Origin of the sequence: Pseudoalteromonas sp. DY56-GL79 (genome assembly GCF_041414765.1) — a bacterium.
Taxonomy (GTDB): Bacteria; Pseudomonadota; Gammaproteobacteria; order Enterobacterales; family Alteromonadaceae; genus Pseudoalteromonas; species Pseudoalteromonas piscicida.
Map to the genome: position 1 here is coordinate 36459 of NZ_JANHZS010000014.1, position 15280 is coordinate 51738.

2 protein-coding genes (1 of these 2 running past the window's edge) are annotated in these 15280 nt (G+C 47.9%); both read left to right on the forward strand.

Annotated elements, in window-relative coordinates; all coding sequences use genetic code 11:
- Positions 1–9927 carry an amino acid adenylation domain-containing protein gene (locus tag NO992_RS11560; protein ID WP_371377244.1) on the forward strand — a complete coding sequence of 3309 codons (9927 nt, stop codon included), beginning with the start codon at positions 1–3 and terminating at the stop codon, positions 9925–9927.
- Positions 9927–15280, forward strand: the 5' portion of a protein-coding gene (locus tag NO992_RS11565; protein ID WP_371377247.1) for an amino acid adenylation domain-containing protein. 4474 nt of this gene lie beyond the right edge of the window; 5354 of the gene's 9828 nt are visible here — the first part of the coding sequence; it begins with the start codon at positions 9927–9929; the stop codon falls past the right edge of the window. The genes NO992_RS11560 and NO992_RS11565 overlap by 1 nt, the downstream gene beginning before the upstream one ends.

Below are 15280 nucleotides of genomic sequence, written 5' to 3' on the forward strand. Positions count from 1 at the left end.
ATGAATACAAATATTGTTACTATACTCGCGGGTTTAGCGCGTACTCGATCTCAAGATATTGCCTATCAGTATTTTTACGATGAGGCATTACCAAGTAAAACCATTTCCTACCAAGAGCTGCATGAGCGTGCAGCCTCTATTGCTGAGAAATTGAGTGAATATTTTGAACCGGGTGACAGAGCCTTATTACTGTACAACTCTGGGTTTGAATTTATTGAGGCCTTTTTTGCTTGTTTATACGCAGAAATTATTGCAGTACCGGTCTATCCTCCTAAAAAGAATCAAAATGTTGATCGTCTGCGCGCCATCATCGAAGACGCAGGTGCCAAAGGTGCGCTTACCAGTGAAAAGATCAATGAAATCGCCAAGCCATTGCTTGATTCTGAGCCAAGTCTAGCGCAGTTAGCACTATTTACTACCGATAACATTGCACTTAAATCGACGACTCAACAGTGGCCTCGTGCACAGATCCGTGGTGAGCAACTGGCATTTTTGCAATATACCTCAGGCTCGACGGGCACACCTAAAGGCGTAATGGTAACCCACGACAATATTCTTGATAATCAGGCGCTAATGAAAGAAGCGTTTGGTCACGATAGCAACTCTTCGATTGTAAGTTGGTTGCCTCATTTCCATGATATGGGACTGATTTTTGGCATTATGCACCCAATCTACATTGGTGCGACAGCGGCGCTGATGAATCCGGCTTATTTCCTGCAAAAACCGCTACGTTGGCTAAAACTGCTTTCACAAACCAAAGCATTGACGTCAAGCGCGCCAAACTTTGCCTATGACCTGTGTGTGGACACCGTCAAAGATGAAGATCTTAAAGACTTAGATTTGTCCCATTGGCGCTCAGCATTAAATGGCGCAGAACCAGTGCGTGCCAGCACGTTAGAGCGCTTTTATCAAAAGTTTAAAGTGTGTGGCTTACAAAGAGAAAGTATCGCACCTTGTTACGGCATGGCAGAAACCACCTTATTTGCAACAGGTGGACGTCTTCTAGAAAAGCCAAGGGTATTACGTATTGATGCGACCAAGTTACAGCAGGGTAAAGCCGAACAAGTCGCAGATGAAGATACAGTAGATGCGTTTTATGCGTTAGATGTGGCTGATGAACAGCAGCCTTATTACGCAGTATCTTCTGGCGTGAGTTGGGGCGAGCATAGTATTGCGATTGTTAACCCAGAGTCTTTTGAAGCCTGCAATAATGGTGAAACCGGAGAAATTTGGGTAACTGGACCAAGTGTAGCAAAGGGATATTGGAATAACCCAGAAGCAACTAAGGCTACGTTTCATGCCAGAATTAAAGGTGCTGACGAGCGGGCTTATCTGCGTACTGGTGATTTAGGCTTTATCCTGCGTGGGGAATTATTCGTTACAGGACGCGCCAAAGACGTGCTTATCTTCCGCGGTAAAAACTACTACCCGCAAGATATAGAACTTACGATTACAGAAGCAAGCGATAGCTTAGAGCAAAATGGCGGTGCGGCGTTTTCGGTAGCTTCCAATGGCGATGAAGAACGTTTGGTGATTGTGCAGCAAGTTAAGCGTACCGCGCTTAGAAAGTTAGATACTGAGAAGGTATTGCAGCAGATCACCGCTGCGATCGTTGAGCACCACGGCATTACGCCTTATGACATCGTATTGATAAAGCCTGGTCGCATTCATAAAACATCGAGCGGTAAAATTCAGCGCCAGGAGAATAAACGCAGTTATTTAACCGATAATTTTGAAGTAATTGCGCGTGCCCGTGAAGAAGCTACGCCACAACAAGCTGAGGTGTCATCATCCTCATCGTCACTACAGCAAATTCAGCGGTTATTACAAGAGTTAGTCGCACAAGAAATAGATAAGCCCGCGCGTAGTTTGGATATCGACGCGCCATTCTTGGCATTAGGTGTGGATTCGATGAAAGCGGTGCGGATCTCAGGGGAGTTAATGGAAGTACACGAGCTAGATCTTGAGCCTACGGTACTTTACGAATATCCCTCAATTCGCGAACTAGCCCAGTATTTAAGTCAGTTTAGTACGCTTACTCAAGCTCTAGGACAGACAGAGCTTAACGAGTCGAAAGGTACTACTGAGCAAACGAATAAGACGCAAGCCTCTCGCCGAACTGAAGATATTGCGGATACAGATATTGCCGTGATTGGCATGGCCTGTCGTTATCCTTCAGCAAATGGGCTTGAGGCATTTTGGCAGCTGTTATGCCAGCAGGGCGATGGCATCACCACGCCAGATCCCAAGCGCCAGCAGCTTTGCCCTAACCTTGAAGCCGACCGTCTCGGTGGCTATTTAGAGAATGTCGATGAGTTTGACGCTGCATTATTCGGCATCTCGCCACTCGAAGCTAAGCATATCGACCCACAACATAGATTATTGCTCCAAACGACTTATCACGCCATACAGCATGCTGGTTACCAACCCGCCACGCTCGCAGGTAGCGATATTGGCGTGTATGTTGGTATATCGCAAAATGACTACTTTTTATTGTCGCAACAACAGCAAAAAAGTACCGCGTATTTAGGCACGGGTACAGCGCTGAGCATTGCTGCAAACCGCATTTCTTATAGCTTTAATTTTACCGGCCCTAGTGTGGCGATTGATACGGCGTGCTCGTCATCGCTGGTGGCGCTTCATCATGCAATTCAAGCACTAAGAAATGGAGAAACGAACGCGGCATTGGTAGCGGGCGTTAATCTTATTCTGAGCGATGATGTGACTAAGGCCTGTGAAAACGCACAAATGTTGGCAGCAGACGGCCATTGCAAAACTTTTTCACAGGCAGCGGATGGCTATGTGCGAAGTGAAGGCGTTGGGGTGGTGATGCTAAAGCCGCTACAACAAGCCATGGCAGACAACGACCCGATTGTTGGTGTACTCAAAGGCAGCGCAATTAATCAAGACGGCCGCAGCAATGGTATTACTGCGCCAAATAGTGCCGCGCAACAGGCAGTGATCAATGCAGCCCTTGGTAATGCCAAGATGCAGGCGGGAGATATCCACTATGTGGAAACTCATGGCACGGGTACGGAGCTTGGCGATCCTATCGAGATCACTGGGTTAAACCGCACGTATGGAGAACACCATAGTCGTCATAATCCGGTTATTCTCGGTGCGGTAAAAGCGAATATTGGCCACCTTGAGTCCGGCGCGGGTATTGCTGGACTTATCAAAACGCTACTGTGTTTACAGCATGGGCAAATTCCTGCGCAGCGTTATAGTGAGGTGTTAAATCCGCATATTCCATGGCAAAAACTTCCGTTTATGGTGCCGCAAAGCATGCAGACATGGCCTGTACAACAGGGGGGAATAAGAGCCGCTGGATTAAGCTCGTTTGGTTTTGGTGGTACTAATGCACATGTGATCTGCGCACAGGCTCCAGCGCCTAAACCCGACACACAAGCTGAAGTAACACCGCCTTCGTTTTATCTATTGCCTCTCGCTGCTAAATCGAAAGCTGCATTGCAGCATCTTGCTGGTCACTATAGTGAACGATTGTCGAGTCTGACTCCTCAAGCGTTTGATGACTTTTGTGCACAAAATGCCGAGCAAGTGCCGCTTAAAGGTGTGCATAAAACGTTTAGTGGTGTGAGTAGAGAAACACTTATTTCGCAACTGAATACTTCTATTATTGCCGAACAGTCCTCGGTAAATGCTGCGCCAGAAGTTGTGTTTTTGTTCACCGGACAAGGTTCGCAATACCCCTTGATGGCTCACGCTTTATATCAACACCACGCAGTGTTTCGTAGCCAGTTAGATGACATTGACAGTTTGGTTGGCGAGCGCTTTGGTGCACGCCTGTTGGATGTGTTATTCGATGAAAAGTATAGTGAACTACTGGCGCAAACGCGTTGGACGCAAGTGAGCTTGTTTGCCGTTGAATACAGCTTGGCAAACTTATTGATGTATTATGGGGTAAAGCCATCTCAGCTGCTCAGTCATAGCGTTGGTGAGTATGCAGCGGCTTGTATTGCGGGTGTGTTTTCGCTTCGTGATGGCGTTGAGTTGATTGCAGCGCGTGGTCAGCTAATGCATGAATTACCGATAAAAGGCAGCATGATCGCCGCAAGGTGTGATGAAATAGTCGCACGCAATTGCTTGAGCGAGACTCAGGGGCAAGTGGTTATCTCAGCCTTCCATGGTGAGGCAGGGGTAGTATTCTCCGGTGCTGATGAAGCAATCACGGCCCTCAGTGAGGTGCTAGCAGCACAGCAAATTAAAGTAAAATCTCTGCATACGGCAAACGCTTTCCACTCTCCATTGATGACTCCCATGTTAGACGCCTTTAGGGAAGTCGCTGAACAGGTTAGATTTCAACAGCCTCTGCTGCCTTTTGTTTCATCCATGACAGGACATGTAGAGAGCGCACGTATCGCAACAGCTGAATATTGGGTTGAGCAAATTATGGCACCGGTTCGCTTTGTTGACTGTGTAACTGCTCTGGAGTCACTAGAGCATGGCTTAGCGATTGAGCTTGGTCCCAAACCTATTTTGAGTGGCTTACTGCAAGAAAACAGTAATGACAAAACGCTCAATTATGCCCATGTATTGCACCCCAAAGGCGATGACAGCATGAAGTTCGTCGAGTGTTTAGGCACATACCTCGATTTAGGCGGGGCGCTCGAATGGCAACAGGTGTATGGCAATCGCCCGAGCGCTAGAGTGAGTTTGCCGCAATATCCATTTGATTGCAGTTCATACTGGATTTTTGGTACTGAACAATCACAGCTCGAAGCACAGACAGTGGTAGAAGCGAGTGACCGTGATGCTCAGATCCGCAGCTTTGTGCTCAATACCCTAGCGGGACTCTTGTCGATGCCCGCTGATGCTATCCAAACCAACCTTCCGTTGTTAGAAATGGGGGTTGATTCGTTGATGATCATGCAGGCCGTTAGAGTATACGAGCGGGAATTCGGTTTAGAGTTTAGTGTTCGTCAATTTTATCAAGAGCTCAGCGATGTCGATAAGTTAGTAGCCTATATTCAACGCCATAGTGACTATCTCAAAGCACCGCAAGGTCCTCAACAAGCGGGCAGTTTGCCATCACCTGTATCGGTAACGACTGATACGCCAAAAGGTAGTGTAGTAGGGGCTGACAATCAGACGCTTGTCGCTATCTATCAGGCGCAATTGCAGGCGGCAAGCACTGTGACCAACGCTGAAGCAAGAGCCGCGTTAGAAGCTGTAGTAGGGCAGCAGTTACGCCATATACAGGGCGTGAAAGTTGAAAACAGTGCAGTTACCTCAACAGCAACCTTGGTATCAAAACCCCATCCAAGCAGAGCCCAATCTGTATTACCTGGGGCACAACAAAAACAAGTGCAGCGTGCCAATAGTAGCCCGGCCATACGCCAACATCTTGCTGCATTGAGTGATGCTTACATTGCGAAAACGCACAGTTCAAAAGCGCTAGTGAGCGAATATCGCGCACGCCTTGCGGATTGCCGTGCTTCGGCGGGTTTCAGACTGTCGAGCAAAGAGCTACTTTATCCGGTGTTTTCTAAGCGCTGTGAAGGCGCATATATCTGGGATATCGATGATAATCGCTATATTGATATCACCATGGACTTTGGTACTAACTTATTTGGTCATAACCCTGACTTTATCAAAAAAGCACTGGCGCAACAGCTTGAAGCCGGGATGCAACTGGGGCTTGCAAGTCCTGATGCGCCCGAGGTTGCTGCACTTATCTGTGAACTGACTGGGCTTGAGCGTGCATCGTTTTGTAACTCTGGTACAGAGGCGGTCATGACGGCGCTACGTTTGGCAAGAACAGTGACTAAGCGCGATAAAATTGTTCAGTTCTCAGGCGCGTACCATGGTCACTATGATGGTACTTTAGCTACTGAGTCGCCAGAGCAAGGCGTAGAGGCAATGTGCGCTGGAGTGCGCTACGGCGCAATCTCCGATAATCTCGTTTTACCTTATGGTGATGATGAGTCGCTAGAGGTTATTACCCGAGAGGCGCAACATATTGCCGCGGTGATTGTTGAGCCGGTACAAAGCCGTCATCCTGAAAATCAACCTTGGGCGTTTTTACGTAAACTACGTACGCTCACTGAAGCGCATGGTATTGCCCTCATTTTTGACGAAATGATCACCGGCTTTAGAGCACATCCCGGTGGTGTTCAAGGTTTGATAGGGGTTAAGGCCGATATGGCAACCTACGGCAAAATCGTCGGTGGTGGTATGCCTATCGGTGTGGTCGCGGGGGCCGCTACCTACCTCGATGCCATTGACGGCGGCAATTGGCAATACGGAGATGACTCCTACCCCTTGACCGATACCACCTTCTTTGCTGGGACTTTCTGCAAACATCCAATGACCATGGCAAGTGCCAAAGCAGTGTTGCAAGCTATTCAGTCGCAAGGTCCAGCGTTACAACAAGGAATCAACGACAAAACCGCGGCATTTAAAGCACATCTCAATGCGTTTTTTGAAACCCATGACGTACCCATTCGAATAGAAGCGTTTGCCTCATTATTCCGTTTTCGCTTTTCGCAAAATCTTGATGTGTTCTTTTATGAAATGCTAGAGCGCGGTGTGTTTATCTGGGAAGGGCGAAACTGCTTTTTCAGTGCCGCCCACACAGATGAAGACATTACAGCGGTGATAAACGCAGTGGAAGCCAGTGTACTTAGCTTAAAACGTGCGGGCTACTTTGGTGAAACGAGCCAAAGTGATGACGATGCTGCATTTCCACTTAGTCATAGCCAGCAGCAGCTATTAGCGATGGCGTTGACCTCTAGCGAAGGGGCGAGTGCATATCAATTACAAGCGATATTAAAGCTCTCCGGTAAGCTCGATTTAGCGCGGCTGCAACAAGCTATTACTGCGGTCTGCCGCGACTTCCCAATCTTGCGTTTTGGTGTCGATAGTGACCGCTTAATGCAATATTGCCGAGTGGAAAAAGCCGAGTTGCATGTTGAGCCATGGAACGAAGAAGACCAAGTAACATTGCAAACGCGGTTATCCGCGCTGCGTTATCAATCGTTTGATTTTGCAAAAGACCCACTTTGTAGAGTGACGCTGTTGAGTGATGGCAAAGCGCAGCACTATCTAAGTGTTGTGGCCCATCATGTGATCTGTGATGGGCTTTCACTACAAATGGTGCTGGCAGCAATCGCTGAGCGCTACAATCAAGATGCAAAACAAAATGAGGTGGCGAGCCGAGCGGTCTCTTTTAGTCACTACGTTGATAGCTTGCAGGCATATTCGCATTCACCGGAAGCCGCAAAAAACCAAGCTTTTTGGCACCAGTGCTTAGCGAGTTCAACACCACTTGAGCTGCCAAAATCAACGACGGTGAGCGTGGCTTCATACCAAGTTAATCAGCTCACATTACCCATTTCTTCGAGTGCAATCCGAAATACTGAGAGCCTTGCTCAGTCTTTACGCTGTGGGCAATTTGCGACAATGCTTGCACTTTATTGCTTGTGGCTACACAAGTTAAGCGGCCAGACTGTGATAAGTGTAGGAGTGCCGGTATCGGATAGGCAACGACTGGCATCGCAGTTTGAGCCTGAGTTACTCGACCAAGCGTTACTGGGCTATTGCACCAATATCTTGCCCATTGTGGTTGATATAGCTGGCCTTAGCACTATCGGTGAGCTGGTACAGCGGGTGCAAAATACTTTACTTGATGCCTTTGATCACCAAACTCATCCGTATGCAAGCCTTGCCGATGATCAGCTAATTCTACCTAGCACTATGTTTAATCTAGATAAAGTCACCACTTTGCCGAGTTTTAATGGGCTAGAAGTTGAGGTACAGCCAAGTGTAGCTAAATTTGGCCAATTTGAACTGACGACAAATATGACCTGTGTTGCGGGACAGTGGTCACTGTTAGTGGAATATCACACAGCGAAATTTGATACTGAGTTAATGGCCCAGTACGTGGCTAAGTTTGTCCATTTGCTGTCGCAGGTTCAAGGCAACACACCGATAGGGGCTCAAAATGAGCTGATACAAAGTAGTGATGATGTGTATCGATTGGTTGAGTTACCGCTAGAGCAAGAGAAATCGGTTAAGGTCGCGACGAGTTTCGTTGAAACTTGGCAGCACAATGTGTCGCGTTGCAGCGCACGTACGGCACTGGTAACGGATGATGTGAGTCTCAGTTATGAGGCACTAGATTCGCGTGTTAACCAACTCGCTCACTACTTGATGAAGCAGCAGGTAACGCCCAATAGTATCGTGGCGGTGGCATTACCACGCAGGGTGGAGCTGTTGATAGCACTCATGGCGGTGATGAAAGCTGGAGCGGCATTTTTACCACTCGATCTCACCTTTCCTGACGAGCGCATCGCGCATATCTTAGAGGATGCCAAAGCGAGTGTTGTGCTGTGTGATGCCAGCAGTGCAGAGTCTGCGTTATTCAATCATGGTCGTTTCAAGCGAGTCTGTATGGATAGCGATGCCGAAGACATTGCCAAAAGTTCGACTCGCAGCCCAAGCTTGCTAATTCAAGCTCAGCAGCGTGCTTACGTGATTTATACCTCTGGTTCCACGGGGTTACCCAAGGGCGTTGAAGTTAGTCACGGGGCATTTGCTAATCTGCTTGCGTCTATGTGTCGTGAGCCGGGGCTGGTGACAGATGACCGCTTATTGGCCATTACCACAGTGGCATTTGATATTGCCTTGCTAGAGTTGTTTGGGCCGTTACTCGTTGGTGCGTCGGTGGTGCTGGCAAGTGATGAAAGTATTAGCGATCCTGCTGTGCTTGGCGAGCTTATTGAACAGCAGCAGATCACGGTGATGCAGGCAACGCCAACGCTATGGCAATTAGTGTTAAATGCGGCGCCAGCACGTACTTCTGGCATAAAAGTATGGAGTGGCGGTGAGTCTTTACCTCAGGCACTGGCCGCGCAGTTACTTAGTCACAGCAAAGCGGTTTATAACTTATACGGGCCAACCGAAACCACGATTTGGTCGGCGGTGGCATATATCGACAATGCCGCAGAGATAACCATTGGTAAAGCGATACAAAATACTAGCTTATTTGTGCTCCCAACCGAGTGTCATGGTGAAGGGTTGCCTTTACCCGATGGCGTATGGGGCGAGTTATACATTGGTGGTAGTGGTGTTGCTATGGGTTATTTACATCAAGCGGAGCTGACCAAGCAGCGCTTTATCAATCATCAATTTACCGCTTCCATTAGCCGCCGTTTATACAAGACGGGAGACAAAGCGAGGCGTTTAGCTGATGGCCGCTTTGAAGTAAAAGGACGCTTAGATAATCAAATTAAACTCCATGGTCACCGTATAGAGCTTGGCGATATTAGCCATCATTTGGGGCGGATACTCAATATTAGTGAAGTCGATGTTTGCGTACAAACGCTAGAAACTGGCCCATGTCTGTGTGGTTATATGATTGATGATGGTGAGCTATCAACTGAGTGGTCTTCGCCTCGGCTGCGCCAAGCGCTCGGTGAATGGTTACCAAGTTACATGGTGCCTGAGCATTTTGTTTGGTTAAGTCAATGGCCGATGACACCAAATGGTAAGCGCGACCGAAAAGCACTACCAATGCCTGCTGCTGAGCAAGTATCAGAAATATGCACGTTGGCTCCTCGCACTGAAACAGAAAAACAGCTACATCAACATTATATAGCGCTTCTCCCTGTTGAGCAGCTGGGCGTCACAGTACGTTTTGTGGATAGCGGCGGCAATTCGGTGATTGGTATGCAGTTGGTATCGAGACTCAACCGAGCTTTCAATATTAAATTGACCATTGGCGACATCTTTGAGCACGCCTGTATTGCAGAGCTTGCTGAGTGTATCGAAGCGCTAAAACAAGCTCATGATGCTATTTCGGTGGAGCCGCAGACTCCAAACGTAGAGAAAGTCAGTGATATTGTAAGCGACCGAGATTTGAGTGCTGCGCTAAGTGATAAATCTATGACGGAGATGGACTTGTAATGATGGAAAACTTTGCAATAAAACAGTGGTTAGATGAGCTGGACCGTCAACAGATTTATGTTTATTTACAGCAGGATAAATTAAAACTTAGAACACCGCATGGGCAGGTGCCTGAGGGTATTCTGGATAAGATAAAGGCGCACAAAGCTGCGCTTATCACCTACCTTCAAGGACAGCAAAAGCAATCTGCTGCGCTCTCGGCAGCACAGCAAAGAATGTGGTTTATTGATAAATATGAAGGGGGCACTGCGGCGTACAACATGGCTGGGCTAGTTAAGTTATCGCAGCCATTTTCAGTCACGGACATTGAACAAGCGTTGAGCCGCTTGATAGCTAAATACGATATTTTGAGAGCACGATTTATCACGGTTGAAGGGAAGGTCGTGCAGCAAATTGAACCTGCTGAGGCGATGAAAATTGCTGTGATGACCGTGGATGAAGAAGTGCTACCCAATCAGCTACCAGAGTCGATTAAACAGGCTGTGCGATATCAGTTTGATCTTGCCAACGAGTCGCTGCTGCAAGTGACGGCTTTAGTGAGTAACTCTCACACTGTTTGCCGCTGGTTACTCGTTAACATGCATCATATTATTAGTGATGGCTGGAGCGTGACTGTATTTATCAACGCACTGCTGTATGAGCTATCGGAGGCGTGTGTTGAGCTTCCCGATTTACAGTATGTTGACTATGTGCACTGGGAGCAACAATTAAGGCAATCCCCAGACTATCAACAACAATTGGCTTATTGGACTGAGCAGTTAGAGGCATTTACACCGTTTGAATTGCCCACCAGCTATCCAAGAAAAAAAGAAAAGCAGTACCAAGGTGACACGGTTCGCTGTGCGTTTAACGCAGAGCAAATACAACGATTAGATAAAGCTTGCCACAGCGATGGCGTAACACATTTTACCGCCTTGCTGGGCGTGTTTTACATCTTGCTTTATCGCTACAGTGAGCAAGCCGATATTACTTTAGGGGTGCCGGTTGCAAATCGTCAGCAAAGCGAGTTTGAAGCTATGCTTGGCTGCTTTATTAATACCTTGCCACTGCGTATGCAGATAAACGGCCATCACTCCATGAGTGAGGCGATTAAGGCGCTGCAATACAAAGTATTGCAAGGGCTTAGTAATCAAAACGCTGCCGTGGAAGACATCATTGAAGCGCTGGATCTACCAAAATCCGCTGCGCATTCCGCCTTGTTTCAAGTGTTATTTAACTACAATGGTGTAGCAAGTAGCAAGGTGTCGGTAAATAACCAATTAGAAGCCGAGTTAATTGCCCTAGATAATGGCACTGCAAAATTTGACTTAACCCTATCTGTTGATGATACAGATGATGGCCTTGTGTGTGACTTTGTTTATGCAACAGGGCTTTATGACCATGCGCTTATTCAGCAATTTGCCGTTGACTATTTGGCACTCGTCCAGTGCTATTGTGCTAAAGAGGCGCTGCCAATTGACGACTTGGTGCTCAAATCAACGAACGTACCAACAACAGCGGCGGGTATCAATCACAACATCAGCCAGCCGATGCTTGTGCCGCAAGCAATCAGAGATATAGCGCAAACCCAAGGCGAGGCGATTGCAGTGGTTGTGCCAAGCAGCAATGGCGAAGCATCGCGGACCCTGACGTATCAGCAGCTACAATCTCAAAGCCTACAAATTGCCAACAACTTAGATGTTTCAGCGTCAATCATTGCGCTGATAACAACGGGTGATATGAGTGACATTGTCACTATGCTTGGCGTAATGCAAAGTGGCCGCGCGTATCTACCTATTGATGGCAATATGCCCACTGCCAGAGCGCTACAAATGCTAGCGCAAGCTAATTGTAATACGGTGGTGGTAAGTGTCGAGCCGCCACTTTGCCAAGCGCTACGAGATGCGGGCATTCAGGTGCTTACATATAGTGAGCTGAGCCAAAACAAGGGAGCGCCGCAGCAAACTTATTCACCAAGTTTTGATGATAGCGCGTATGTGTTGTTTACTTCTGGTTCTACTGGTGTGCCCAAAGGGGTTGAGATCAGCCATGGCGCGCTGAGTCACTATTGTAGCAGCATCGCAGCGAGATTGAGTTACAACCAAGATACGCGAGCGGGCGTGGTCACAGGACTTGCCACGGATTTATGCTTAACGGCTGTCTACCCGGTGCTTACTCATGGCGGCACTGTGGTACTCACTCTTGCAAACCAAGCGCCAGAACCTGCTGAAATCGCAGCCAAGTTAGTAGCTGAGCAAGTTAATTTGATTAAATTAACCCCTTCTTTTGCCGCGGTGCTTTTGCCTCAGTTTGCTGAGCAAAAGCCCGCTATTTCGCAGTGGGTGTTAGGTGGAGAAGCATTAGGTGAGCAGCTTGTTGATAGCATTCGTGCGCTGACACCAAGGGCGCGTATTTTCAACCATTATGGTCCGACGGAGGCTTGTGTTGGAGTGGTTTGTCATGAAGTCACTGACAGCAGACTAACCGGCCACAGTTACCCAATCGGTACGCCGTTGGCACATGTTACTACCTGCGTACTCAACAAACAGGGGAAGCTAACACCCGCTGGCATGCCCGGTGAGCTCTATATTGGCGGGCCGAGCCTCGCCAAAGGGTATATAAATGCGCCTTCAGAGACCGCAGCTCAGTTTACAAGTAGCTTGCAACATAGTGCCCAATGCGCCCGTTTTTACCGCAGTGGTGATAGCGTTAGACTGAATGCGAGCGGCGAGCTTGAATTTCTCGGTCGAATTGACAAACAAGCGAAAATTCGCGGTTACCGCGTTGACCTTAATGAAATAGAAGTTGCACTGTTAGCGCTTGATGAGGTATCGCAGGCTGCAGTCGTGGTGCGCAAGCTCGGCAAACAAGATGCTTTGGTTGCTTTTGTGGTAAGTATTGATGGCAGCCAGTGCGCCGCAACCAATCTGCGCGAGGTGATCCGTCAAGGCTTGAAGCGTCGCTTGCCTGAGCCGATGATCCCAAGCTGGATAGAGCTTTGCCAGCACTTACCCACCCTGAGTAATGGCAAGATAGACCGTCAACAATTACAGTCTTTGGCACTAACTTCTCAAAGCCAAAGTAGTGAGGTGACAAGTGCGCTGCAGCGACAGTTAATCACACTCTATCAAACCTTAACGGGCGCACCAGAAGTGGGGCTGCACGATAGCTTTTTCAGCATCGGTGGTCACTCCTTATTGGCAATGCAATTACTCAATGAGCTAAGAGCCCAGCTCTCGGTGGAGGTGAGCTTAAAGCAAGTATTTGCCAATCCTAGCGTATTTGAACTAAGCGAGATACTGGCTAACTCTCAGTCACAGTCGTCTTTACCAAGTCTACAACCTGCGCCATCACAGCCTAGTTATCCTTTATCATTTGCACAGCGGCGCTTGTGGTTTGTTGACCAGCTGCAAGGGCACAGCAACCAGTATAACCTACAGGGCATATTTCAATTGCAAGGCAAGCTGAATGCTGAGGCCTTAGAGCAAGCCTTTATTGCTGTGATTAAGCAACATCCAGTCTTGGCGTTTAATTACCATCAAAATGCGCAAGGAGAACCGCACCAAAGCATTAACCTTGATGCTCGATTTACCCTGGTTAAGCACGACTGGACAGATAAATCTGCTGAGCAACAAGCACATGCGTTAGAGCAGGCTATCGCAAAAGATTACGCAACCAGCTTCGATTTAAGCCGTGATTTAATGCTGCGCGCCAGTCTTTATCAACAAGAGGCGATGCAGGCTACGCTAGTGATCACCTTACATCATATCGCTGCCGATGGTTGGTCTATTGCGTGTTTGAGTGAGGCTTTAAGACAGGCATACAAAGCTGCGCTCAGCAGCGAAACCTTACCGCTACAAGAGGTGCATTACGTTGATTATGTAATGTGGCAACAGCAGCTGGAACAGGGGTCGCTATGGCAACAGGAACTAGACTATTGGCGTATGCAATTACAAGGTCTGCCCAAAGTTCATGAATTACCGCTTGATTACCACAGAGAAGCGAAAATTTCACCTCGCGGCGCCTTAGTGATTGAGTCCATACCTGCGTCGCTGGTCAGTGCGCTTCGAGCGTATCAAACTCGCTCAGGACAAACCTTATTTGTGTTACTGCAAACGCTATTTTCATTGTGGTTAAGCCGCTTTTCTCAACAGCGCGATGTGGTTGTTGGTACGCCGGTATCAGGACGTCACCTCAAAGCATTTGAAAGTATGATTGGTAATTTTATCAATACCTTAGTGCTTAGAAGCGAATGGAGTGAAGACACCAGTTTTACCCAAGCGCTACAGCAAACCCAAGGCTTACTCAATGACGCGTTGCAATATCAACATATTCCCTTCGATGTGTTAGTGGATGAGTTAGACATTGAACGCTCAAGCGCCCAGCATCCGCTGCATCAAATCGTGTTTCGGGTAAATAATCAGGTAAATGAAAACCTTACGCTAGCGCAACTGGAAGTGACGCCCTGCCAAAGTAAAGTACGCGGTGCCAAACTAGATTTAGAAGTCGCAGTGATAGACGAGGGGGATGTACTCACCGTTGAATGGCTTTATGACAGCAATTTGTGGCAAGAAGCGAGTGTGGTTAGTTTTCATCAGCAGTTTTGTTATGTGTTATCGCAATGTCTTGCAGAGCCAAATACCCCGTTGTCAGCATTGTCATTGTGGCCCGCTGAGCAGCAGTTAGCGCTATTAAAACAGCAGCAAAGTGTTGCGGTAGAAGTGACAGAGCAGCAGCCATGGGTGACTCAGTTTAGTCAGGCTGCTCTTCAGACACCACTACAGACTGCGGTGCGCATGGGGGAATTCACTTGTAGTTATCTCACCTTAGAAAAATGCGCGAACCAACTTGCTAATAGCTTATTAGAAATGGCATTTGCCGAGCAAAGTCGCATTGCTATTTTACTGCCGTCTTCAAGTTACATGGTGGCTGCGGTGCTGGCAATATTAAAAGCGCGCCATACCTATGTGCCCATTCATCATGACACGCCAACCGATACCTTAGCCTATATCATGGATGATGCAGACATCGTATTGACGCTGGCGCTAAGTGAAGATGCCGAGCGCTTGATTGAAGCCGGTAGTGACTTTTTGTTGCTTGATGATTTGTTCGAAGCCGAAGGGAACTTTGCGTTTTACGATACCAGTTTGTTGGTAGATGAAGACGCATCTGCATTTAACCAAGCCGAGCTTGCCTATGTTATTTATACCTCAGGTTCAACCGGGCAGCCAAAAGGGGTGCCCATTAGTCATGGCAACCTCAATAATTATCTGCGTTTTGCGTCTCAGCGCTACTTGCCACAATCGGGTGGCATAACCAAGGCCGTACTCAGTACACCGCTGGCGTTTGATGCGACGGTGACCGCCTTAGTGCC

Excerpts from the sequence above, each read along its gene's own strand:
- NO992_RS11560 (WP_371377244.1), top strand. The coding sequence starts at position 1 with ATGAATACAAATATTGTTACTATACTCGCGGGTTTAGCGCGTACTCGA.